The sequence below is a fragment of the Stenotrophomonas sp. UBA7606 genome (genome assembly GCF_002477705.1).
In the GTDB taxonomy this organism is placed as follows: domain Bacteria; phylum Pseudomonadota; class Gammaproteobacteria; order Xanthomonadales; family Xanthomonadaceae; genus Stenotrophomonas.
This window is the reverse complement of sequence record NZ_DLJW01000038.1, coordinates 1-23,442: the sequence shown is the minus strand read 5'-3', so window position 1 is coordinate 23,442 and position 23,442 is coordinate 1. Positions and strand designations below refer to the sequence as shown.

Genomic DNA, 23,442 nt, shown 5'->3' with positions numbered 1-23,442 from the left:
AACCAGGAAATCAGCCAAATGGCCACCGAAGTCAAAGTACCGGTACTGCCCGAATCCGTCTCCGACGCCACCATCGCCACCTGGCACAAGAAGGCTGGCGAGGCCGTCAAGCGTGATGAGAACCTGCTCGACCTGGAAACCGACAAGGTCGTGTTGGAAGTACCGGCGCCGGTTGATGGCGTGCTGAAGGAAATCAAGTTCCAGGAAGGCGACACCGTCACCTCGAGCCAGATCCTGGCCATCATCGAGGAAGGCGCGGTTGCCGCCGCCGCTCCGGCCGCTGCTGCCGAAGCACCGAAGGCTGCTGCCCCGGCCGCCGCCGCTCCGGCTGCTGCCGCTGCACCGGCCCCGGCTGCCAAGTCGGCCGCCGACGCCCTGCCCCCGGGCGCCCGCTTCTCGGCCATCACCGAAGGCGTGAACCCGGCTGACGTGTCCGGTACCGGCCGCCACGGCGCCGTGACCAAGGAAGACATCGTCAACTTCGCCCGCAACGGCGGCGTCGGCAAGGCCGGTGGTGCACGTCCGGAAGAACGCGTGCCGATGACCCGCATGCGCAAGCGCATCGCCGAGCGTCTGATGCAGTCGAAGAACTCGACCGCCATGCTGACCACCTTCAACGAAGTCAACCTGTCCAAGGTCTCGGCTGCGCGCAAGGAACTGCAGGAAGAGTTCGTCAAGGCCCACGGCATCAAGCTGGGCTTCATGAGCTTCTTCGTCAAGGCTGCCGCCAACGCGCTGCAGCGCTTCCCGCTGGTCAATGCCTCGATCGATGGTGACGACATCATCTATCACGGCTACTCGGACATCTCGATCGCCGTGTCCACCGACAAGGGTCTGGTGACCCCGGTGCTGCGCAACGTCGAGCGCATGTCGTTCGCCGACATCGAGAAGGCCATTGCCGACTACGCCAAGAAGGCCCGTGACGGCAAGCTGTCGCTGGAAGAACTGCAGGGCGGCACCTTCACCGTGACCAACGGTGGCACCTTCGGTTCGCTGATGTCGACCCCGATCGTCAACCCGCCGCAGAGCGCCATCCTCGGCATGCACGCCATCAAGGACCGTCCGATCGCCGAGAACGGCCAGGTCGTGATCGCGCCGATGATGTACCTGGCCATGTCCTATGACCACCGCATCATCGACGGCAAGGATTCGGTGCAGTTCCTGGTGGACATCAAGAACCAGCTGGAAAACCCGGGCCGCATGCTGTTCGGTCTGTAATTCCGCTCCAAGCCCCTCTCCCCCCGGGAGAGGGGTTGGGGTGAGGGCCAAGGCCCTCCCGCACCCTCATCCGGCGCTCCGCGCCACCTTCTCCCGCAGGGAGAAGGGATTGGTACCAAGGAATCTCAAATGGCTGAACAATTCGACGTCGTCGTCATCGGTGCCGGCCCGGCCGGCTACCACGCCGCCATCCGTGCCGCGCAGCTGGGCCTGAAGACCGCCTGCATCGACGCAGCGCTGGGCAAGGACGGCAAGCCGGCCCTGGGCGGCACCTGCCTGCGCGTGGGCTGCATCCCGTCCAAGGCGCTGCTGGACTCCTCGCGCCAGTACTGGAACATGGGCCACATCTTCGATCAGCACGGCATCAGCTTCAACGACGCCAAGATCGACGTGACCAAGATGGTCGGCCGCAAGGACGCCATCGTGAAGCAGTTCACCGGCGGCATCGCCCAGTTGTTCAAGGCCAACAAGGTTGCCACCTACTACGGCTTCGGCCAGCTGCAGGCTGGCAACGTGGTCAAGGTCAAGCAGCACGACGGTTCGGAAGTCGAGCTCAAGGGCACCAACGTCATCATCGCCGCCGGTTCGGATTCGATCGAGCTGCCGTTTGCCAAGTTTGACGGCAAGCACATCGTCGACAATGTCGGCGCACTGGACTTCACCGAAGTGCCGAAGCGCCTGGCCGTTATCGGTGCCGGCGTGATCGGTCTGGAACTGGGCAGCGTGTGGAAGCGCCTGGGTTCGGAAGTGGTCATCCTGGAAGCACTGCCGGAGTTCCTGGCTGCCGCCGATGCCGAAGTGGCCAAGGTTGCCGCCAAGGAATTCAAGAAGCAGGGCCTGGACATCCGCCTCAACGCCAAGGTCTCCAAGACCGAGATCAAGGGCGAGGAAGTCATCGTCAGCTACACCGACGCCGAGGGCGAAAAGACCCTGACCGTCGACAAGCTGCTGGTGGCCGTTGGCCGCCGCGCCGCCAGCAAGGGCCTGTTGGCCGAAGGCACCGGCGTGCAGCTCAACGAGCGTGGCCAGATCGTGGTCGACGACCATTGCCACACCGGCGTTGACGGCGTGTGGGCGGTGGGCGACTGCGTGCGCGGCCCGATGCTGGCCCACAAGGGCTTCGAGGAAGGCGTTGCCGTGGCCGAGCTGATCGCTGGCCTCCCGGGCCACGTCAATTTCGACACCATCCCGTGGGTGATCTACACCGAACCGGAACTGGCATGGGTCGGCAAGACCGAAGCCCAGCTCAAGGCCGAAGGCATCCCGTACAAGGCCGGCAGCTTCCCGTTCGCCGCCAATGGCCGTGCCGTTGCCATGGTGGAGCCGGCTGGCTTCGTCAAGGTGCTGGCACACGCCGAAACCGACCGCGTGCTGGGCATGCACCTGGTGGGCGCCAATGTCTCCGAGCTGGTGCACGAAGGTGTGCTGACCATGGAGTTCAGCGGTTCCTCCGATGATCTGGCCCGCATCTGCCACGCCCACCCGTCGCTGTCCGAGGCAGTGCACGACGCGGCGATGGCGGTGACCAAGCGCGCCATACACAAGGCGAATTGAGGCGAGGAATGGAGAATCGGGAATAGGGAATAGTTACAGCCCTACCGATTCACCACCAAAAGGAACGCCGGCAGCGATGCTGGCGTTTCTGTTTTGAAGAAGCAGCAGATCACCGCCCGCTTCAGTGCTCCGACCCACTTTTGCTTTGCTTTTGCTTTTGCTTTTGCTTTTGCTTTAGCCATTCCCCACTCCCGATTCCCCATTCCCGGCCACAAACATGAAATCCATCTGCGTCTATTGCGGCTCCAACCCCGGTGCCAAGCCCGTCTATGTCGAACGCGCCACCGAACTGGGCACGCGTATCGCCAACGAAGGCCTGCGCCTGGTCTATGGTGGCGGCCGCACCGGCCTGATGGGCGCGGTGGCCGATGGCGTGCTGGCCGCTGGCGGCGAGGTCACCGGCGTGATCCCGCAGCACCTGGTGGACATGGAAGTGGCCCACAAGGGCGTGACCACGCTGGAAATCGTCGGCTCCATGCATGAGCGCAAGTCGCGCATGTTCGACCTGTCCGATGCCTTCGTCGCCCTGCCCGGCGGCTTTGGCACCGCCGAGGAGATCTTCGAGATGCTGACCTGGCGCCAGCTCGGCATCGGCAAGAAGCCCTGCGCCTTCCTCGACATCGACGGTTTCTACCAGCCGCTGATCGGCATGATCGACACCATGGTCAGCGAACGCTTCCTGCACCCGGAACAGCGCGAGGACCTCTGGTACGGCGAAGACCCGACGCAGATGCTGGAATGGATGCGCAGCTACTCGCCGGCGCAGGCCGACAAGTGGTTCGACGAGAAGAAGCGCAACGCACTGCGGTAAAAAAGCCTGGCGCGCGGCAAGGCCTCGACGCTCCTGCACGCAGGGCGGGAGCCGCCAACCCTCGTCGGCCCCCGACAGCTACCTGCCCTGCGCCGACGGCGCGGGGGCAGGCCCACGGATCATTGCCCGAGCGAACCTTCACCCGCTGCAGCAAGCTGCAGGGTCTGCTCCCTCGGCAGGGGATATCCCAACAGATAGCCCTGCCCGAAACTGCAGCCCAGCTCCATCAGGGTCTGCATCTGGCGCTCGGTCTCCACGCCTTCGCCGATGGTCTCGATGCTCAGTGTGCGCGCCAGCGACAGCACGCCCTCGACCAGCGCCAGCGTGCTCTTGCCATTCTCGGCATGCAGGCCGGCGACGAAGCTGCGGTCCACCTTCAGGGCATTGATCGGAAAACGGTGCAGATACGACAGCGCCGAATAGCCGGTGCCGAAGTCATCCAGCTGCACCACGATGCCGCGTTCTCTGAGCTCATGCAGGGTGCGCAGCGTACGCGGAGCGTCCTCCAGCAGCGCCATCTCGGTGATTTCCACCCGCAGGCGACGCGGATCGGCCCCTGCGGCTTCGATCAGCCCGAACAAGCGGCCCACGAATTCCGTCGAGCGGAAATGCCGCGGCGACACATTCACTGAAATGTAGCCGCAGGAAGTCAGCGCAAGATCGGCCAGTACCTGCTCGTAGACCAGCCAGTCCACCTGTTCGATCAAGCCACTTTCCTCGCCCAGCGCCAGGAAGTCACCCGGATACAACAGGCCCCGGCGTTCGTGCTGCCAACGCAGCAGCGCCTCGTAGCCCACAACGGAACCGTCCTGCAAGGACACGATGGGCTGGTAGTACGGCAGGAAGTCGCGGTTCTTGATGGCGCGGCGCAGGTCCGCCTCCAGCTCCAGGCTGCGCACGGCTTCGTCATGCATCGCGCCATCGAACATCACGCAGCGGTCCTGGCCACGGATCTTGGCACGGTACATGGCCGCGTCGGCGTCACGCAGCAGATCTGCACCGGAGGTATAGCGCGGGTTCCACAGGGCGATGCCGATGCTGCCCGACGGGAACAGCTCGCGACCATCCACCCACATCGGCGCCTCCAGCGCCTTCAACAGGCGCCGCCCCAGCTCCATTGCCGCGTCCGCGCCGCGCTCGCAGTTCACCAGCAATGCGAACTCATCACCACCAAGACGGGCAACGACGTCGTCGCCGCGGACCATACGGACCAGACGGCGAGCCACCTCCACCAGCATCTGGTCGCCGGCGGCGTGGCCAATACTGTCGTTGACCCACTTGAAGCGATCCAGGTCCAGGAACAGCAGGGCGAAGTGCGGACACACACCCAGCTCCGCATTCTCGATCGCACGCTCCAGTCGGTCCTGCAGGTGCAGGCGGTTGGGCAGCCCGGTCAATACATCATGCATGGCCAGATGGGTCAGCCGCTGCTCGGCGCGCATGCGCTCGCCGATCTGCGCCAGCAGTTTCTGGTTGACCTCGCCCAGCTCGCGGGTGCGTTCGACCACCCGTCGCTCCAGATCGGCATGTGCCTGCAGCAGGCGCTGCTGGTCGCGCTGACGCGCCAGGCTGTTGCCCAGGGCGCGGGCCACGAACACCATCAGGCGCCGGTCATCGGCGCTGAACACCACTTCCGGGCTGTAGCTCTGAACGGCAATAACGCCGACCACCTCGTCATCGCTGAACAAGGGCACGCCCAGCCAGCAATGCGATTTGGCACCGAACTCGCGCACCTTGCCGGCGGCAATCAGCACGTCGATATCCTCACGCATCGCCAGCACCGGCTCGCGTCGGCTCACGGTGTATTCGGTAAGCCCGTCGCTGAACGGGCGCGGCGCGCGTTCGCGGTTGTAGCGGTCCACCGAGTAGACGAACTCGATGCCTTCACCGGCCTCGGTAAGCATTGCCACGTAGAAGTTACTGGCGTCCAGCAAGCCACCGATGATGCCGTGCAGCTGATGGTAGAACTCGGCACGACCGTGGCCCACCATCGCCAGTTCGGAGATGTTGAACAATGCGGCCTGCAGCATCTCCGCGCGACGCCGCACGATGATCTCTTCCTGCAGGTGGCCGTTGATGCGCTCCAGGTCGCGTGTGCGCTCGCACACGCGCTGCTCCAGCTGCGCATGCGCCTGGTGCCGGTCCATCGCGGTCAGGATGTGCTTGGCCACGAAGTTGAGCAGCGCCCGTTCTTCTTCGCCGTAGCAGGCATCGGCTTCGTAGCTCTGCACCACGATGGCGCCGCACACCCGGTTGTCCCGCCACATCGGCACGCCCAGCCAATCGTTGCTTTCCGCGCCCTCCTGGGTGGAGGCCTGGTAATCAAGGAACTTCAGCAATTCACGCGAGGGCCCGCTCATCACCCGCCCGTGCCGCAGCACCGCGAAGGTCAGGCTGGAGGGCATCTCGTCGTGCCGGTAGCTGCGCTCCGGCTCGGGCTGGAAGTCGTCCTGCTCATCCACGTAATAGAGGAACTTCAGGCTGCTCTGCTGCTCGTCGCATTCGACGATGTAGCAGTTCTCGGCATACATCAGCGAGCACAGGATGCGATGGAAATAACGCAGCATCTCCGGCATCGCCAGGTCCGCCCCGGCCAGGTCGGCGATTTCGTACAGGGCCCTCTGCAGCTGTTTGGATTGCTGCAGCTCATCGATCTGCAGGCGCTGCCGCTGCGACTGGAAAACACAGCCCAGCAACACCCGTGCGGTACCCTGCCACGCTTGCAGGCTGGCCGGGCCCATGCCATCGGTATCAGCCACCACCAGCGCCAGGCAGGTGCCGTCATCCTCCCAATAGAGGGATTGCCCACCGGGCGTGTCCGCACCCGCGCACAACACGCCGAATGCCTCACGGCACAACGCCTCCGCCCCAGGCGGGTAGCTGCAATTGGCTTCGCCTACGTGCGCATCGCGCCAGGCAAGCGCGATGCGGGCACCACCGGGTAACAGCCCATGCAGACTGGCGACCACCTTGGCAATGGGCGATGTTGTGTCAGCACGTGGCGGTGGTCCTGTACGTGCTGCGATCTCGCTGTACGACATGTATCCGTTCTCTTCTGGGTTCCGGCGTACCGGAACTCCCCCCTGCAGCGAAGCATACCGTCCCCGACGCCCCGCCACGGCCACGGATGAAAGAAAAATATCACTTCACATTTGTGAACATGAATGCCGCAATCCGCTATCGCAGCTAGGCAGAAAAGGCGCCAACACGTAGGCTTCGCCCCGTGGACACCGCCGTGCAATCCCCCACCGACGAAGCTCTGATGCTTGCCTATGCCGGCGGCGACAGCGATGCGTTCACCGAGTTGTATGGCCGCCATCGCGCGCGCCTGTTCCACTACCTGCTGGGGCAGTTGCGCGACCGCTCGCTGGCCGAGGAGCTGTTCCAGGATGTCTGGCAGAAGATGATCAATGCCCGGCAGGGCTGGAAGCCGGACGCGGCCTTCGCCACCTGGTTGTTCCGCATCGCCCACAACCGCCTCAATGACCATTGGCGTGCTGCGCGCCACCGTCCCAGCGCCCCCGACGATGCCGACGAGCGCACCGCGCGGCTGGCCGACGGCTGCACCCCGGAGTTGCTGGCCGATGAGCAGGCGCAGCGCCTGCAACTGCGCCAGGCACTTGCGGAGTTGCCAGCCGAACAACAGGAAGTCGTGATCCTGCGGCTGGAGCAGGAACTCAGCCTGGAGGAAATCGGGCAGATCACCGGCGTTGGCCGGGAAACCGTCAAATCGCGTCTGCGCTATGCGATGGACAAGCTGCGCGTGAGGTTGAGCGAATGAACACCTCTGACCACCTGACCCCCGAAGAACGGGACCTGGCGCGCCTGCTGGGTCGCCCCGGCGCGCGTGCCCAGAGCCCCAGCGCGCAGGTCGATGCCGACATCCTTGCACGCGCCCGTGCGCCCCTGTCGTCCGCCACGCCCGCTCCGGCTACCACCCTGGCCAGTTCAACGGTGCCGACCGCGCAACGTCACGGCTGGCGCCGACGCCGTCGGCTGACTTCCTCGTTGGCCGTGGCGGCGTCCCTCGTACTCGTTGTGGGACTGGCATGGCAGCTGCAACCCACGGCACCGACGATCCCGCAGCATGGCGACAGCGCCGTGCAGGCCACTGACACGCCCGCCGCTGCCGCTGCCGACGCAAGCGGTGGCGCCGAAGTGGAAACCGTGCCGCCACCTGCCGCCGTGGTGGAGGCACCTGCACAACCGGCACCGGCGGCCGAGGCCCGCAAACAGGCCAGCGCCAGCGATGCCGCGGCGAAAGCCGAACCCATGCCCGCCCCGGCCAGCCCTCCCACCGATGCGCCGATGGCCGATGCTTATGCCGCCCCGGCAGCAGCACCGCCGCCCCCTCCGGCTCCCGTAGCGATACAGGCCGAGCCCGCATCTGCACTGGCGAACAGCGGTGCCAGCAACGACGCGCCCCTGGCACTGCGTGCACCCCGTCCCCCGTTCGAGGGGCCGCGCACCATTCCGCATGCCGGCGAGAAGGCTACCGCGAAGGCTGCTGCTGCCCGCCGCGAGCGCGCTGCCGTGGCCGCCGCACCGGCACCCCCGGCCGACATGACCACCGCCACGGCCGCACCCGTGGTCGACGTCGAGGCCGACACCCGCTTGTCGCGCCGCCATTGGCTCAAGCGCATCCGCGAGCGTCTGGACGCGGGCGACCTGGACGGCGCACGTGCCAGCCTGCGCCGCTTTGCCCATGACTACCCCGAGGCCCGGGTGCCGAAGGACCTGCAACCCCTGCTCAAAGACTGAGCCCGGGGCCCCGCAAGCCCTTCTCCACTAGAATGGCCGCGATGCTCGACACACTTGCCGCCCCCGCCAGCCACGAGCTGGAGATAAAACACAGCCGGTTCCTGGCCCGCGCCGCGCCGGTCACCGATGCGGCGCAGGCCATGGCCTTCATCCAATCGGTGTCGGTGGCCGATGCCACCCACAACTGCTGGGCCTACCGGCATGGCAACGACTACCGCTCCAGCGACGATGGCGAGCCGGCCGGAACCGCTGGGCGCCCGATCCTGGCCGCCATCGACGGCCAGGGTTATGACCGCATCGCGGTGGTGGTCACCCGCTGGTATGGCGGCATCAAGCTGGGCGCCGGCGGCCTGGTCCGCGCCTACGGCGGCACGGCTGCCGAGTGCCTGCGGGTGGCCGAGCGCAGCCCGCTGGTACCGATGACCGAGCGCATCCTGCAATGCGGCTTCGAGGACATGGGCATCGTCCACACGCTGCTGGGCAATGTCGGCGCCGAGAAGCTCGAAGAACACTTCCTGCCCGAAGGCCTGCGCCTGCACGTGCGGCTGCCGGCAGACCAGATCGATGCGCTGGCCCTGCGCCTGCGCGACGCCACCCGCGACCGTCTCCGTCTGAGCGAACCCGTCAACCATGACTGACACATCCCCCACCACCGCGCCGCGCCGGCTGCAGAAACTGGGCAGCCTGAAGACCCTGTGGCCGTTCGTGCGCCGCCATGCCGGCCTGTTCAGTGCCTGGCTGGTGGCATTGGCGGTCTCGTCCACGGCAACACTGAGCCTGCCAATGGCGGTCAAGCAGATGATCGACCACGGCTTTTCCGGTGGTGGCCAGATCAACCGCGCCTTCATGCTGCTGTTCATCGTTGCGGTGGTGCTGGCGCTGGCCACCGCAGCACGTTTCTTCTTCGTGTCGCTGCTCGGCGAGAAAGTCGTGGCCGATCTGCGCGGCAAACTCTATGCCCACCTGATCGGGCTGGACGCCGGCTTCCATGACCGCACCCGCAGCGGCGAGCTGGTCTCGCGCTTGAGTGCCGACAGCGAGCTGCTGCGCAGCGTGATCGGCTCGACCATGTCCGTGGCACTGCGCAGCAGCGTTACCGTGATCGGCTCGATGGTGATGCTGTTCGTCACCAGCCCGCGGTTGGCGGTGTATTCGCTGATCGGCATCCCGCTGGCGGTGTTGCCGATCGTGCTGGGCGCGCGCCAACTGCAGAAGATCTCGCGCGCCAGCCAGGACCGGGTTGCCGATGCCAACGCGCTGGCCGCGGAGACCCTGGGCGCGGTGCGCACGGTGCAGGCACATGCACGCGAACCCTACGAGCGCGGCCGCTTTGAAAGTGCATTGAAGGTATCGGTGGATACCGCCAAACGCCGCATCCGCACGCAGTCCTTCGTCACCGCCATCGCCATGGTGCTGGTGTTCGGCGCGATTGTCGCGGTGCTGTGGTCGGGGGCACACGACGTGGTGGCTGGCCGCATGAGTGCCGGCACCCTGGGCCAATTCCTGTTGTACGCGCTGATCGGTGGCGGCTCGGTTGGCGCCCTGGCTGAGGTATGGAACGAACTGCAGCGTGCCTCCGGTGGCATGGGCCGGATCGGCGAGCTGCTGACCGAGCAGGCCCGCATCACCGCACCGGCGCATCCGCGCGCGCTGCCTGCGCCCTTGCGCGGCGAGATCCGCTTCGAGCATGTCAGCTTCCACTATCCGCAACGCCCCGACCAACCCGCGCTGGACGACTTCAGCCTGACCGTGGCCCCGGGCGAGACCGTCGCCCTGGTCGGCCCCTCCGGCGCCGGCAAGAGCACGGTGCTGTCGCTGCTGCTGCGCTTCCACGACCCGGACGGCGGCCAGCTGTGCCTGGACGGCATCGATCTGCGCGAGCTTGACCCGGCACAGCTGCGCCAGCACATCGCCCTGGTACCGCAGCAGCCGGCATTGTTTGCCGCCAGCGCCGCCGACAACATCCGCTATGGGCGGCTGGAAGCCAGCGACGAGGAAGTGCGTGCCGCGGCCCGCTCGGCCGAAGCCGACGACTTCCTGCTGCAGTTGCCGGAAGGTTATGCCAGTGATCTTGGGGAGCGCGGCGCACGCCTGTCCGGCGGCCAGCAACAGCGCGTGGCCATTGCCCGCGCCCTGCTCAAGGATGCGCCGGTGCTGCTGCTGGACGAGGCCACCAGCGCCTTGGACGCGCAGAGCGAGCGCGCCGTGCAGCAGGCACTTGAGCGACTGATGGCAGGCCGCACCACGCTGGTGATCGCACACCGCCTGGCCACCGTGCTCAAGGCCGACCGCATCGTGGTGATGGACCATGGCCGCATCGTCGCGCAGGGCACGCATGCCGAACTGTTGGCGCAGGACGGCCTGTATGCCGAGCTGGCGCGGTTGCAGTTCATAGATTGAAAACACCGCGGTAACGCAGGCCTAACGAGCGCGGCGGCAAGCTCGGGGCGTGGCAGCACGGCCACGTGTCCCGTCTGGAGGCAAACCATGGCGTTCCGCCAGTTCCCTGCAACCACCCGCGATGGCGAAAGCTGCATCGTCATCGAGTTCGTCGACGAGCCCGCCAGCATGCAGGCCAGCAGCCCTCGGCCGCCGCGCTATGAGCTGGCCGACGGCCGGCCACTGCTACGCCGCGGCAGCGAATTGTTCAGTGCCGACGGCGAAATCAGCCTGTCGATGAACCAGCCGTACCGCGCCTGATCGCTGTTGGCAACGCGCGCCGGCCCCGTGATCGGCGCGCCTTGCAAGCTGCGAAGGCGGTCACAATCAGCCTTGCTGAATAGGCTTTGCCGATATGGCCCGCAACTGGCCAATATTTCATCAACCATCTTGACAGCCTTGCACCCCAAGGGCTGCAAGCGATTATCCACAAAATTGCACACACCTCTCTGTGGATTAAGTCGCAGCCCGTGAGACGCACCTGAGGTTGAGATCAGGGCCTGCCGCAGCCCTCTGCAGAGCAGAGGGAGTAACTGGCAGCCGCCGGCTGACACGGCCGCACAAAACGGCCGCAACGCTGTTTCAGGTTCTAGCGATCAAGTACGCGGCCGATCCCGCTGCGGTTGATCTGCTCCGCAGCCGCTTCCAGCACCTCGGCGGCATAGGCCTGCACGAAGCCCATGCGGAAGTGCACTTCACCGGACGGTGTGCGCGAGGAATGGATCGACGCCAGGCTGATGCCGTGGTGTTCGAATACATGCAGCAGCTCACGCAACGAGCCGGCCCGGTCCTCGGGCAGATGCACGCTCATCGCGCTTGTGTCGGTCAGGTCCGCCAGCAGGTAACCCACACGCTCGAAGCTGTAGTTGCCATCACGCAAGGTCTGCGCGTCCACGGCCGCCTTGTTGTCGGCCAGGAACTGGCTGCGGAAACGGGCTCGGGCCACATCATCGCCCTGCGCCACCAAGCCGCGCAGGTTCTGCAACTGCAGCAGCAGGTGGTCCAGCACTTCACCGGCATGCGGGTTGCCGAACTGGATGTCCTCGTAGATGACCGGGTTCAAGGACAGGATGCGCGCGATCACCGCCGCATCCAGCTCGAACGCCGCTGAGCGATACGGCATCAGTTCGGCCAGCGAGCCCAGCATCGGCGCGTACTCACGCAACACTCCGGCCTGGGCCAGATGGGTGGCATGCACCATGGCCTGCACCAGCGCCATCACCCGATCGTGGTGTTCGGCACTGCCGCGCACGCATTCGGCCTGCAGGGCGGTGCACAGTTCATCAAGCCAGGCCTGCCAGCGCGCATCCAGGCGCGCCTCGCAGACCACCATCACCCTGCCCTTCAAGGTCGGTGCCTTGGGCGGTGCGGTCATCGGGTGCAGGCCGGCAACACTGGCCTGCGATTCCAGCATCGCGGCCACCGGCCCGGCCTTGATCGAGGTGACGTCCAGCCACAGGCGGCCACGCTCGCGCCCCGCCGATTGCCGCACGTACTCGCGAATCAGCGCCGGGGTATGCCGGATGGGGGCGGAGAACAACAGCACATCAGCCTGTTCCAGAAGCTGTTCCGGCGTCTGCGACGCGGCGTCCACAGGGTCATGGCCGATGACCTGCAGGCCCATGCGGGTCTCGAAGAAGCCACGCAACCAGCGCCCATAGGCACCGCCGCTGCCGACGATGCCGATGACCGGCGCCACACTCATGCCAGACGCTCGGCGCGGAAACGGTAAGGCGTACCCAGCGCCGCAGGTGCGGCGGCCAATACGTCGAACTCTTCCACGCCGGTGACCAGGGTCGCTTCCAGCGCCGCATGCACGCCGGCAATGGCGCGCCCCACGCTGTCCTCGAAACTGTGGCCCTTGAGCAGGAACGCGACCAGCAGCGACATCAGCACATCACCGGTACCGGCCACGTCCACCGGCAGGTGCGGCGAAGTCCAGCGCCATATCTGTTCGCGGCCGATCGCCAGCGTGACCAGCTCGCCGGGGTCACCGGAGACCGAATGTGCGATCACCCATTCCGGCCCGCGCTCGAGCAGTTTGCGCGAGGCGGCGATGGCATCGTCCTGTTCCAGCGCCGGCATGCCGGTCAGGCGACCCAGCTCGAAGGCATTGGGCGTGACCAGCCAGGCATGCGGCAGCAGGCGTTCGCTGAAGATGGTTTCCAGCCCGGGTTCGACATAGGGGCCGGTGTGGGTATCGCCGATCACCGGATCCAGGCAATAGCGCAGCTGCGGTGCCTGTGGCAGTACTTCATCCAGCCAATCGGCAAAGGCGGCGCCGTTGGCGACGCTGCCGAAGTAACCGGACACCAGTGCGCCGGCACGCTGCGGCAAGCCGCGCTCGGTTGCACCCTGCAGCAGCTCGGCAAACCAGTCCGCTGGCAGCACGCGGCCGCGCAAGGTGCTGTAGAACGGCGCATTGCTCAGCAAAGTGGTGGGAATTTCGGCAACGCGCAACCCCAAGGCGCGCAACGGCGGCACGGCGGCGCTGTTGCCCGCGTGGCCGTAGACCAGTTGGGATTGCACGGAAATCACGTCCACCGGCGACGGCCCATCCGGGCGTTGCCGACGACCGTGCACGAGATGGCTGTGGTCGACTTCGTTCATCGCCCTATTCTACGACCGCAGCGCAAGGCCCGAGCGGATACGCTTGCGCGCGCAACCAATAGCAGATGGCATAACGAGGTAGTGCCGAGCCATGCTCGGCAGGGGCATTACCGGGAACGCCGCTGCCGAGCATGGCTCGGCACTACAAGTGGAGCTGATGCCGAGCATGGCTCGGCACTACAGGTGACGCATCAGGACTTCATGCGTTCCCAGAAGCCCTTCACGCCGTCGATGAAGGTCGCCGACTTCGGTGAGTGCTTGCGCGCTTCCTCGCCGACGAAGGTGGCTTCGAACTGCTCCAGCAGCTTGCGCTGCTCGGCGGTCAGGTTGACCGGGGTTTCCACCACGACGCGGCAATACAGATCGCCTTCGGTGCGGCTGCGCACCGACTTGACGCCCTTGCCGCGCAGGCGGAACAGCTTGCCGGTCTGGGTCTCGGCCGGGATGCGGATTTCCGCTTCACCGCCAAGCGTGGCCACGCGGATCGCGTCGCCCAAAGCAGCCTGCGAGATGCGCACCGGCACTTCGCAGTGCAGGTCGTCACCGTCACGGGTGAAGATCGCATGCTCGCGCACACGCACTTCCACATACAGATCGCCTGCCGGCGCACCGGCCGGGCCGGCTTCGCCCTCGCCCTGCAGGCGGATGCGGTCGCCGGTATCCACGCCTGCGGGCACCTTGACCGACAACACCTTGTCTTCCTCGACACGGCCATTGCCGTGGCAGGTCTTGCAGGGCTTGCTGATGATCTGGCCGCGGCCGTCACAGTTGTGGCAAGCCTGCTGCATGGCGAAGATGCCACGCTGCACGCGCACCTGGCCGCGACCGCCACAGACGTTGCAGGTCTCGACCTTGCGGTCTTCCGAGCCAGTGCCGTCGCAATCGCCGCACTCGGCGAGGGTCGGGATCTCGATGCGGCGCTCGACGCCAGCCACCGCTTCTTCCAGGTCCAGCTCCATCACGTAGCCAATGTCGGCGCCGCGACGCGGCTGGCGCGGACCGCCGCCACCTCCGCCAAAGATATTGCCGAAGATGTCGCCGAAAATATCGTTCATGTCCGGACCACCGGCACCGCCACCGCCCATGCCGTGCTCGAACGCGGCGTGGCCGTGGGCGTCATACATGCGCCGCTTGTTGCCGTCGGACAGGGTTTCGTAGGCCTCCTTGCACTCCTTGAAGGCAGCTTCAGCGGCGGCATCGCCCGGGTTGCGGTCCGGATGGTGCTTCATCGCGCAACGGCGATAGGCCTTCTTCAGCTCGTCATCGGTAGCGGTGCGGGCTACGCCCAGTACTTCGTAATAATCGCGCTTGCTCATGCTCTTCTCTCCCTCCCCCTCCAGGGGAGGGCCAGGGTGTCCGTTTGTAAACAACACAAAGGTCCGGGGCCGTCAGGCAACCCGGACCCTCACCCCAACCTCTCTCCCGGCGGGAGAGAGGTCATGGACCATCAGGACTTCTTGTCGTCCTTGACTTCGGTGAACTCGGCGTCCACCACGTCGTCGTTGGACGGGCCACCGGCGTCGCCGCCTGCTGCCGGGCCAGCCTGGTCACCGGCCGAAGCAGCGGCAAACAGCGCCTGACCGGCTTCTTCCAGCGACTTCGACTTGGCTTCGATCTGTGCCTTGTCGTCGCCCTTCATCGCGGTTTCCAGATCGGACAATGCAGCCTCGACCTTGCCGATGACGTCGCCGCCAACCTTGCTGCCATGCTCGGTGATGGCGCTGCGGGTGGCGTGGATCAGGCCGTCGGCCTGGTTGCGGGCCTGGACCAGTTCCTGGAACTTCTTGTCCTCTTCGCGGTTGGCTTCCGCGTCGGCGACCATGCGTGCGATCTCGTCCTCGGACAGACCCGAACCGGCCTTGATCTCGACCTTCTGTTCCTTGTTGGTCTTCTTGTCCTTGGCCGACACGTGCAGGATGCCGTTGGCGTCGATGTCGAAGGACACTTCCACCTGCGGCATGCCACGCGGCGCCGGCTCGATGCCGGACAGGTCGAACTTGGCCAGCGACTTGTTGTAACGGGCCTGCTCGCGCTCACCCTGCAGCACGTGCACGGTCACGGCCGACTGGTTGTCCTCGGCGGTCGAGAAGGTCTGCGAGGCCTTGGTCGGGATGGTGGTGTTCTTCTCGATGATCTTGGTGAACACACCGCCCATGGTCTCGATACCCAGCGACAGCGGGGTCACGTCCAGCAGCAGCACGTCCTTGACGTCGCCGCCCAGCACGCCGCCCTGGATCGCGGCACCCAGTGCCACGGCCTCGTCCGGGTTGACGTCCTTGCGCGGTTCCTTGTTGAAGAAATCGGTCACCGCCTGCTGCACCTTCGGCATGCGGGTCTGGCCACCGACCAGGATCACTTCATTGATGTCGTTCGAAGTCAGGCCGGCGTCACGCAGGGCAACACGGCACGGCTCGATCGACTTCTTGATCAGGTCCTCGACCAGGGCTTCCAGCTTGGCGCGGGTCAGCTTGATGTTCAGGTGCTTCGGACCGGAGGCGTCGGCGGTGACGTACGGCAGGTTGACGTCGGTCTGCTGCGCGCTGGACAGCTCGATCTTGGCGCGTTCGGCGGCGTCCTTCAGGCGCTGCAGGGCCAACGGATCCTTGCGCAGGTCGATGCCCTGGTCCTTCTGGAACTCTTCAACCAGGTACTCGATGACGCGGTTGTCGAAGTCTTCGCCGCCCAGGAAGGTGTCACCGTTGGTGGCCAGCACTTCGAACTGCTTCTCGCCGTCGACGTTGGCGATCTCGATGATCGACACGTCGAAGGTGCCGCCGCCCAGATCGTAGACAACGATCTTGCGGTCCTTGTTGTCACCCTTGTCCAGGCCATAGGCCAGGGCAGCGGCGGTCGGCTCGTTGATGATGCGCTTGACGTCCAGGCCGGCGATGCGGCCTGCGTCCTTGGTCGCCTGGCGCTGGCTGTCGTTGAAGTAGGCCGGCACGGTGATGACCGCTTCGGTGACCTTCTCGCCAAGGAAGTCTTCGGCGGTCTTCTTCATCTTCTCCAGCACGCGGGCAGAGATTTCCTGCGGCGCCATCTTCTTGGCATCGCTGGTCTGTACCCATGCGTCGCCGTTGTCATGCGCCAGGATGCCGTACGGCACGTGGGCGATGTCCTTCTGCACTTCGGCGTCGGTGAACTTGCGGCCGATCAGGCGCTTCACCGCATAGAAGGTGTTCTTCGGGTTGGTGACGGCCTGACGCTTGGCCGAGGCACCCACCAGTACTTCGCCATCCTTGGTGTAGGCGACGATGGAGGGCGTGGTACGGTCGCCTTCCGAGTTTTCAATGACGCGGGCCTTGCCGCCGTCCATGATCGCCACGCACGAGTTGGTGGTGCCGAGGTCGATACCAATGATCTTGCCCATGGGGGACTCCTGAGGATTCGTTTGCCGGCAGCCGCCGGGGATGAATGGGATGTGGGGGACGACCTGATGACATTCAAGTCATCCCCGGAACGCTGTTTGCCGGCAGCCGCGCCTGTTTAGGCAGCGGCCAGCCAGCGGGCCGGTCAATCGGCCCGGGCCACCACCACCAGCGCCGGCCGCAGCAGGCGCTCGTTGAGCAGGTAGCCCTTCTGGAACACGGTGACCACTGCGCCCGGCGCCACGCCTGCCGGCGGGTCGACCTGGCTGATGGCCTGGTGGTGCTCCGGGTTGAAGGCCTGGCCGGCCGGGTCCAGCAGGACCAGGCCATTGTCGGCAGCCACCTTCAGCAGCTGCTTGTAGGTCAGTTCCAGACCCTCGCGCAATGCGTTGGGCTCGTTGCCTGCCGCGGCCAGGCCGGCGTCCAGACTGTCGAACACCGGCAGCAGCTCGCCCAACAGCTTCTCGTTGGCGAACTTGCGGGCCTGTTCGATGTCACGGGCCACGCGCTTGCGCTGGTTTTCCAGGTCGGCACGCTCGCGCAGCGATTCGGCCTTGACCTGCTCCAGCTCGGCGCGCAGCGCTTCGATCTGGTCGTGCTGGGCGTCTTCGCCGCCAGCAGCGCTGTTCTCGGGGTCGAATTCAGTGTGTTCTTGGTTCATTTCCGGTTCCCTGGCGGATCTTCTGCCGCCTACCTCGCCCCGTATGTGGGCTGTACCGGAAGTTTCAAGGCTCTGGCTCACGCCATGAGACGCTTTGTTCCTAATCTGGGCCCGACACCGCCTGCCCTACATTGACCTGCCCGGCACGCATGCTAGTTTTGCGCGGCCCCAAGACCTGCCAGCCATGCTCAGACATCTTTCGATCAAGGATTTTGCCGTTGTCCGCGCCACCGAGCTCGAGTTCGGGCCAGGCATGACTGTCGTCTCCGGTGAAACCGGCGCCGGCAAGTCATTGATGGTGGACGCTTTAGGGTTCCTGTCCGGGCTGCGCGCCGACTCCGGCGTGGTCCGCCACGGCGCCAGCCGCGCCGAGCTGTCCGCCGAGTTCAGCCTGGCCGATGACGCCCCGGCACGCGGCTGGCTGCGCGACAACGAGCTCGATGACGACGAGCAATGCCAGCTGCGCCGGGTGATCCGCGCCGACGGCGGCTCGCGTGCCTTCATCAATGGCCGCCCGGTACCGGTGTCGCAGCTGTCCGAGCTGGCCGGTTTCCTGGTCGAGATCCACGGCCAGCACGACCAGCAGGCCCTGCTCTCGCGCCCCAGCCAGTTGGCCCTGCTGGATGCATTCGCCCGCAACGACGCCGAACGCAGTGCCGTGCGCAGCGCCACCAGCCAGTGGCAGGCCCTGCTGGACGAACGCGATGCCCTGTCCCAGCAAGGCGATGTTTCCGACCGGATCGGGTTTCTGGAACACCAGCTCGGCGAGCTGCAGCGCGAGGAACTGGAGCCCGCGGCGATTGCTGCACTGGGCGCCAGCCACCGCCGCCAGGCCCACTCAACCGCCCTGATCGAAGCCTGCCAGCGCGCCGGCGGCCTGCTTAATGGCGACGAAGACGGGCCGTCCCTGCTCTCCCTGCTGCAGCAGGTGCGGCACGAGCTGGGCAGGGTCAGCCAGCACGACGCCCGTCTCGGTGACGTGGATGCCATGCTCGATGCCGCCGGCATCCAGTTGCATGAAACCCTCGCCCAGCTGGACCGAGTGCAGGACGACCTGGACAGCGACCCGGAAGCCTTCGAAGACATCGAACGCCGGCTCAGCCGCCTGCACGACATGGCGCGCAAGCACCGCGTGCCGATGGAAGAACTTGCCGCCACCCGCGACCGCCTGGAAGGCGAGCTGGAACAACTGCGTGGTGCCGACGAGCGCCTGGCCAAGCTGGCCGGCGAGATCGACAAGGCTGCCGCCCGCTGGCAGGACGTGGCGGCAAGCCTGTCCAGCAGCCGGCAGACCGCCGCGGCCGCGCTTTCCGACACAACCACTGCCTTGATCGGCGAGCTCGGCATGGGCGGGGGGCAATTCCGGATCGAGCTGGAACCCCAGGCCCAGCTGCGGCCGGACCCGAACGGTGCCGAGCGGGTGGAGTTCCTGGTGGCGGCCAATGCCGGCCAGCCGGCCCGCGCCCTGCGCAAGGTCGCCTCCGGCGGCGAGTTGTCGCGTATTTCGCTGGCGATCGAAGTGGCCGCGCTGGGCCTGGATGCCGTGCCGACCATGGTTTTCGACGAGGTGGATTCGGGCATTGGCGGCGCGATCGCCGACATTGTCGGCAAGAAGCTGCGCGCCTTGGGCGAGCGGCGACAGGTACTGTGCGTGACCCATCTGCCGCAGGTCGCCTCCAAGGGCCACGCCCATTACCGGGTCAGCAAAGCGCCGGTGGAAGGGATGACCCAGAGCGCGGTGGAACTGCTGGACGGCAAGGGCCGCGAGGAAGAGCTTGCGCGCATGCTGGGCGGCGCCGAAGTCAGCAAGGAAGCCCGCGCTGCGGCGCGCAAATTGCTGGCGGAGGCTTGAGGCTTGGGCTTGGGCTTGGGCTTGGGCTTGAGGCTTGGGCTTGAGGCTTGGGTTTGGGCTTGGGCTTGAGGCTTGGGCTTGGCACTAGCCCCTCTCCCGCAAGCGGGGTGAGAGGAGCAGCTTGCGAACCATTGGTTCGCTGCTCATCGAACGCCCTTGCGCCAGCGCAAGGGCTGGGGCGCGGAGCGGGGGTTGGGGTGAGGGCAGCTTTGGGCTTTTGGGCTTTTGGGGCCTTGGGGCCTTTGCAGCCTGCCTCACGGAACCGCTGACAAAGCCCCTGCCGAGCATGACTCGGCACTACAGGGGGGGGTTGGGGCTAGGCAGCTTTTAGCCTTCGGACTTCTGCAGACCATCCTATGGAACAACGGAAACAACGCTGGCAAAGCCCCTGCCGAGCATGGCTCGGCACTACAGAGGGGGTTGGGGCCAGGGTAGCTTTTGGCCTTCGGGCTTCTGCAGACCGCCTTATGGAACAACGGATACAACGCTGGTAAAGCCCCTGCCGAGCATGGCTCGGCACTACACGGCAACGCAAACAAAAACACCGGCCAATGGCCGGTGTTTATGGTTCAAACGGGCGGCCCGCAGACCACCCTTGCCGGCTCAACGCCGCTTTTTGCGCACGTACAGCACCAGCGAGTGCTCTTCCAGTTCGTAACCATGCTCTTCTGCGATCTTGCGCTGCAGCTGCTCGATCTCATGGCTCTCGAACTCGATGATCTTGCCGGTGTCCATGTCCACCATATGGTCATGGTGGGCACCGCGGTCCAGCTCGTAAACCGCCTGGCCGCCTTCAAAGTTGTGCTTGAGTACCAGCCCGGCCGCCTCGAACTGGGTCAGCACACGGTAAACCGTGGCCAGCCCGATCTCGTCACCGCAATCAAGCAACTGACGGTAGATATCCTCGGCGGTGAGGTGGTGGTGGGGGGTATTCTGCTCGAGCAGGGCCAGGATGCGCATACGGGGATGCGTCACCTTCAGGCCGACTTTGCGCAGGTCGTGGGATTCCATGGCCATCGTGTTCATTGGCGGTTTACGCCAGTTGCCTCCGGTCAGATCGCGCTGGGTGCCGGGGAGTGTATCATCGCCCTGATATCCCCAACCGTCCTACCCAATGCGCAACCTCCTGCTGATCGCCGTTGTCGCCCTGTCCACCACTGGCTGCGGCATCATTTACAAGCAGCCCATCTACCAGGGCAACCTCATCCGCGAACAATCCGTGTCGCAGCTGCAGGTTGGCCAGAGCAAGCAGCAGGTCAACGCGTTGCTGGGCACCCCGTCCATCCCCGACCCGTTCCATGCACAGCGTTGGGACTACACCTCCAGCCAGCGCGTGAACCGCCTGGGCAAGACCGAGGTGAAGAACTTCACCGTGTTCTTCGAGAACGACCAGGTCACCCGCTGGGAAGGCGACTACTTCCCCACCCAGGACGCGGACCTGGCGCGCAACAGCGTGCGTCAGTTCGGCCGCAACCTGGCCAAGGACAAGAAGAAGGGCCGCTGATCGGCGCCCCCACCGGTAAGGTCAATCGCCGCCGCGCGCCCGCCGGCGGCGATTTTCTTTGGGGTCGGCCAGCAACGGCCGCAGCAGTTCCACCCTGTCGCCATCCAGCAGCACCTGTTGCTGGCGCGCCAGCAACCCATGCACTGCGACTGCGGCGGCCAATTCGGCGCCCGGCAGGGCCGCCGCCTCGATCGCGTCGGCCACCGTGCAGCCCTCGGGCAACACCAGCTCACGCTGCAGGTAGCTGTCCGGCCAAGCCAGTACCACCGCCACGCGCATGCCCTCAGCCCTCCTGATCGGCAACGCGCACGAAATCATTGACCATGCGGTCGGCCAGCCCCTGGAAGCCCAGTGCCAGTGCCGGCCCCAGCAGACGCGAGGTCGGCTCGAACTCCAGCTCCAGGCTGACCTTGCAGGCGTCCTCGGCCAACACATGGAACTGCCAGCGCCCGTGCAGGCGCTTGAACGGCCCGTCGCGCAACTGCATATCGATGCTGGTGGGGCGCTGCAAGGTGTTTTCGGTCATGAACCAGGTACGGAACGAGCCCAGGCCCAGGTCCAGCCGGGCCACAAGCCGCTGCTCCCCCTGCTCCAGGATCTCGGCCTTGTCGCACCATCGGAAACGGCGCGGGTAGGCAGAAACATCATTGACCAGGTCGAACATGCGCTCGGCGGAGTGTTCAACCAGTGCGCTGCGGCGGATGGTAGTCATGGGGATTACGAAGATTGTCCGGAATGCCTCCGGATCGGAGACAATACGTAAATGAGCAAGAACTCCCGCAAGGATAAAGCAAAGAACGCGACGGCCGACAAAACCATCGCGTTGAACAAGCGTGCCCGTCACGAATACCACCTGGAAGAGCGCTACGAGGCGGGCCTGGTGCTGCAGGGCTGGGAGATCAAGGCCATCCGGGCCGGCCGCGGCAACATGACCGATGCCTACGCCTATGTGAAGGACGGCGAGATCTTCCTGATTGGCGCCCAGATCACCCCGTTGATCCAGGCCTCCACCCACACCGTTCCCGAGGACCGCCGCCAGCGCAAATTGCTGCTGCACCGGCGCGAGATCGACAAGCTGATCGGCCGCGTCGAGCGTGACGGCTACACCCTGGTACCCACCGCGATGTACTGGAGCAAGAACAAGATCAAGCTGGAGATCGCACTGGCCAAGGGCAAGCAGAACCACGACAAGCGCGACACCGCCAAGGAACGCGACTGGGCCCGCGAGAAGCAGCGCGCCATGCGCGCCCACAACCGCAACGCCTGATGGCGGCAGGCCTATTGCAAGCTGCCAGCGCACACGACGTGCAGCAGCTATGCGCGCGGCTGCAGGCATTCAACCGTAGGGCCAGCGGCGAGGATTTCAACGAAACCCCGCTGCAGCTGGCCAGTCATGACGCCCATGGCCGGCTGCAGGGCGGCCTGCTTGGCGAACTCTGTGCCGGCTGGCTGCTGATCCACGTGCTGTGGGTGGACGAGGAGTGCCGTAGCAATGGCCTGGGCAGCGCCTTGCTGAAACAGGCCGAGCAGCAGGCCCGCGCGGCTGGCGCGCAGGGCGCCACCCTGGACACATTCGATTGGCAGGCCGAGGCCTTCTACCTTCGCCACGGCTACGAAGTATTCGGCCGGCTGGAGAACTTCCCTGCCGGCCACCAGCGCATCTACCTGCGCAAGATGCTCTAACCCAACAGCACCCGGCGCAGCCACAGGCGTTGCGCAAGCGGCGACTTCAACACCGCATACAACAGGGTGAGCGTCACCACATCCTGCAGCTCCAGCGCCCGGCGCTCATCACCCTGTTGCCACTGCCGGGCAGCCCCAGCCGCCTCGCCGGGCAACAACGCCAGGATAGCCGTATCGTCCATCGCGTCCACCTGGGCCTGCAATGCCCAGGACAACTGCACCACCCGCACGGTGTGCACCAACAATTGCGCCACGGCCAATGCCATGGCCGCCAGAGCCACGCGCTCGACGCCTGCCGGATCCAGCCCCGACCAGGGCGACTGCAGCACCAGCAACAGCAGAGCCGCAACCAGATAGACACCCAGCCAACGCCGCCGCACCTGTTGCATCCAACCCAGCACCACTGCGCAAAGCATCAACAACCCCGGTGCCAGCAATGGCCAATGCATCCGTCCGGCCCAGACCGCACCCGCCACCGCACCACCCAGCAACAGGTAGAGCGCCGCCGGCGCCAGCGCCCGCTGGCGGAACGCCCGCCCTACCCCGCCCGCCAGCATCTGCAGGCTGCGCTGCTGCATGACCATCACCCGCTCCATAACCAAGATGGCTGCAATGCTCGGCAGCGGCACGTCGCAGAAAGGTCGGTGCCGCGTTAACCCCGGCGCGGGACATTCAGCCGATGCGTGACGATTCAGCTTGTTTCGGATAGCATCAACACCGCTCAGTGAGGTTCTGCCAGCAAACCGGTCCATCGGAGCGCTGACAGAACACTCTCAACTCAGTCCAACCGGGGGTGCACTGGTTTCGACGGGGGTTGTGAAGTCACTTGGTGCATGCCGAGGGGGTAGCTTTCCTCGTAAATCCAGCTGCAAAACTCTAGTTGCCAACGACGACAACTACGCTCTCGCCGCTTAAGGCGTAAGCCCCGAACCCACTTGTGCCCGTGCTCGTGGATGTAGGGTCATTATCACGGAACCGGCT

The 23,442-nt window shown here is 65.6% G+C and carries 23 protein-coding genes and 1 other RNA gene; 13 read left to right on the top strand and 11 right to left on the bottom strand.

All coding sequences use genetic code 11. The annotated features are described in order from the left end of the window. Nucleotides 1–18 precede the first annotated feature (18 nt). The gene (sucB, locus tag B2527_RS05600) at nt 19–1,218 is read left to right on the top strand and encodes a dihydrolipoyllysine-residue succinyltransferase (RefSeq protein ID WP_282272073.1); all 1,200 of its coding nucleotides are present in this window, start codon (nt 19–21) and stop codon (nt 1,216–1,218) included. Nucleotides 1,219–1,347: 129 nt separating this feature from the next. Continuing rightward, nucleotides 1,348–2,772 carry a dihydrolipoyl dehydrogenase gene (lpdA, locus tag B2527_RS05595; protein ID WP_293706546.1) on the top strand — a complete coding sequence of 475 codons (1,425 nt, stop codon included), beginning with the start codon at nt 1,348–1,350 and terminating at the stop codon, nt 2,770–2,772. A 41-nt stretch (nt 2,773–2,813) separates the two neighbouring features. On the opposite strand, the gene B2527_RS05590 is transcribed toward lpdA, so the two are convergent. After that, nucleotides 2,814–2,954, bottom strand: coding sequence for a hypothetical protein (locus B2527_RS05590; protein ID WP_293706545.1), 141 nt, complete (start codon nt 2,952–2,954; stop codon nt 2,814–2,816). Between the two features lie 35 nt (nt 2,955–2,989). Between B2527_RS05590 and B2527_RS05585 the strand changes: the two genes are divergently transcribed. Further along, nucleotides 2,990–3,583: a TIGR00730 family Rossman fold protein gene (locus B2527_RS05585; protein WP_293706544.1), complete on the top strand. Its 594-nt coding sequence runs from the start codon at nt 2,990–2,992 to the stop codon at nt 3,581–3,583. Nucleotides 3,584–3,702: 119 nt separating this feature from the next. Here the strand turns inward: B2527_RS05585 and B2527_RS05580 are convergent, their stop codons facing one another. Then, nucleotides 3,703–6,624, bottom strand: coding sequence for a bifunctional diguanylate cyclase/phosphodiesterase (locus tag B2527_RS05580; protein ID WP_293706543.1), 2,922 nt, complete (start codon nt 6,622–6,624; stop codon nt 3,703–3,705). Between the two features lie 221 nt (nt 6,625–6,845). Between B2527_RS05580 and B2527_RS05575 the strand changes: the two genes are divergently transcribed. The 5 genes from B2527_RS05575 to B2527_RS05555 all read left to right on the top strand — a co-directional run bounded on the left by B2527_RS05575 (nt 6,846) and on the right by B2527_RS05555 (nt 11,044). After that, nucleotides 6,846–7,364 carry an RNA polymerase sigma factor gene (locus B2527_RS05575; RefSeq protein ID WP_414717006.1) on the top strand — a complete coding sequence of 173 codons (519 nt, stop codon included), beginning with the start codon at nt 6,846–6,848 and terminating at the stop codon, nt 7,362–7,364. After that, a complete protein-coding gene (locus B2527_RS05570) occupies nt 7,361–8,344 on the top strand; it encodes a hypothetical protein (protein ID WP_293706541.1) in 984 nt (327 codons plus the stop codon). The genes B2527_RS05575 and B2527_RS05570 overlap by 4 nt, the downstream gene beginning before the upstream one ends. Nucleotides 8,345–8,385: 41 nt before the next feature. Continuing rightward, complete coding sequence (locus B2527_RS05565; RefSeq protein WP_293706540.1) at nt 8,386–8,982, top strand: IMPACT family protein; 597 nt, start codon at nt 8,386–8,388, stop codon at nt 8,980–8,982. Beyond that, nucleotides 8,975–10,744 carry an ABC transporter transmembrane domain-containing protein gene (locus tag B2527_RS05560; protein WP_293706539.1) on the top strand — a complete coding sequence of 590 codons (1,770 nt, stop codon included), beginning with the start codon at nt 8,975–8,977 and terminating at the stop codon, nt 10,742–10,744. Before B2527_RS05565 ends, B2527_RS05560 begins: the two co-directional genes overlap by 8 nt. An 87-nt stretch (nt 10,745–10,831) precedes the next feature. Beyond that, nucleotides 10,832–11,044 (top strand): hypothetical protein, encoded by a 213-nt coding sequence (locus B2527_RS05555; RefSeq protein WP_293706538.1) that lies wholly within the window; start codon nt 10,832–10,834, stop codon nt 11,042–11,044. A 328-nt stretch (nt 11,045–11,372) separates the two neighbouring features. Here B2527_RS05555 and B2527_RS05550 read toward each other — a convergent pair whose 3' ends face one another. The 5 genes from B2527_RS05550 to grpE all read right to left on the bottom strand — a co-directional run bounded on the left by B2527_RS05550 (nt 11,373) and on the right by grpE (nt 17,422). Beyond that, on the bottom strand, nt 11,373–12,488 hold the full coding sequence (locus B2527_RS05550) for a prephenate dehydrogenase (RefSeq protein ID WP_293706537.1): 1,116 nt from the start codon (nt 12,486–12,488) through the stop codon (nt 11,373–11,375). Then, nucleotides 12,485–13,393 (bottom strand): pyridoxal kinase, encoded by a 909-nt coding sequence (pdxY, locus tag B2527_RS05545; RefSeq protein WP_293706536.1) that lies wholly within the window; start codon nt 13,391–13,393, stop codon nt 12,485–12,487. The genes B2527_RS05550 and pdxY overlap by 4 nt, the downstream gene beginning before the upstream one ends. A gap of 191 nt (nt 13,394–13,584) precedes the next feature. Further along, entirely contained in the window at nt 13,585–14,709 is a 1,125-nt protein-coding gene (gene dnaJ, locus B2527_RS05540) for a molecular chaperone DnaJ (RefSeq protein ID WP_293706535.1), read from the bottom strand. A gap of 131 nt (nt 14,710–14,840) precedes the next feature. Beyond that, nucleotides 14,841–16,763, bottom strand: coding sequence for a molecular chaperone DnaK (dnaK, locus tag B2527_RS05535; RefSeq protein ID WP_293706534.1), 1,923 nt, complete (start codon nt 16,761–16,763; stop codon nt 14,841–14,843). 143 nt (nt 16,764–16,906) lie between these two features. Continuing rightward, entirely contained in the window at nt 16,907–17,422 is a 516-nt protein-coding gene (grpE, locus tag B2527_RS05530; RefSeq protein ID WP_293706533.1) for a nucleotide exchange factor GrpE, read from the bottom strand. A gap of 184 nt (nt 17,423–17,606) precedes the next feature. On the opposite strand from grpE, the gene recN reads away from it, so the two are divergent. Then, complete coding sequence (gene recN / locus B2527_RS05525; RefSeq protein WP_293706532.1) at nt 17,607–19,274, top strand: DNA repair protein RecN; 1,668 nt, start codon at nt 17,607–17,609, stop codon at nt 19,272–19,274. A gap of 603 nt (nt 19,275–19,877) precedes the next feature. On the opposite strand, the gene fur is transcribed toward recN, so the two are convergent. Then, nucleotides 19,878–20,285, bottom strand: a complete 408-nt coding sequence (gene fur, locus B2527_RS05520) for a ferric iron uptake transcriptional regulator (RefSeq protein ID WP_293706552.1) — start codon at nt 20,283–20,285, stop codon at nt 19,878–19,880. 103 nt (nt 20,286–20,388) lie between these two features. Between fur and B2527_RS05515 the strand changes: the two genes are divergently transcribed. Further along, nucleotides 20,389–20,778, top strand: coding sequence for an outer membrane protein assembly factor BamE (locus B2527_RS05515; RefSeq protein ID WP_293706531.1), 390 nt, complete (start codon nt 20,389–20,391; stop codon nt 20,776–20,778). A 21-nt stretch (nt 20,779–20,799) separates the two neighbouring features. Here B2527_RS05515 and B2527_RS05510 read toward each other — a convergent pair whose 3' ends face one another. Both B2527_RS05510 and B2527_RS05505 read right to left on the bottom strand, forming a co-directional pair. Next, the gene (locus tag B2527_RS05510; protein ID WP_293706530.1) at nt 20,800–21,057 is read right to left on the bottom strand and encodes an RnfH family protein; all 258 of its coding nucleotides are present in this window, start codon (nt 21,055–21,057) and stop codon (nt 20,800–20,802) included. A 4-nt stretch (nt 21,058–21,061) separates the two neighbouring features. Beyond that, on the bottom strand, nt 21,062–21,490 hold the full coding sequence (locus B2527_RS05505; protein ID WP_293706529.1) for a type II toxin-antitoxin system RatA family toxin: 429 nt from the start codon (nt 21,488–21,490) through the stop codon (nt 21,062–21,064). Nucleotides 21,491–21,541: 51 nt separating this feature from the next. Between B2527_RS05505 and smpB the strand changes: the two genes are divergently transcribed. Beyond that, entirely contained in the window at nt 21,542–22,045 is a 504-nt protein-coding gene (smpB, locus tag B2527_RS05500) for an SsrA-binding protein SmpB (protein ID WP_293706528.1), read from the top strand. Further along, a complete protein-coding gene (locus B2527_RS05495) occupies nt 22,045–22,461 on the top strand; it encodes a GNAT family N-acetyltransferase (protein ID WP_293706527.1) in 417 nt (138 codons plus the stop codon). Before smpB ends, B2527_RS05495 begins: the two co-directional genes overlap by 1 nt. On the opposite strand, the gene B2527_RS05490 is transcribed toward B2527_RS05495, so the two are convergent. Continuing rightward, nucleotides 22,458–23,045 carry a hypothetical protein gene (locus B2527_RS05490; RefSeq protein ID WP_293706526.1) on the bottom strand — a complete coding sequence of 196 codons (588 nt, stop codon included), beginning with the start codon at nt 23,043–23,045 and terminating at the stop codon, nt 22,458–22,460. The two genes, B2527_RS05495 and B2527_RS05490, sit on opposite strands and share 4 nt — an antisense overlap. 205 nt (nt 23,046–23,250) lie before the next feature. On the opposite strand from B2527_RS05490, the gene ssrA reads away from it, so the two are divergent. Next, nucleotides 23,251–23,442: a transfer-messenger RNA gene (gene ssrA, locus B2527_RS05485) on the top strand; the annotation flags it as partial.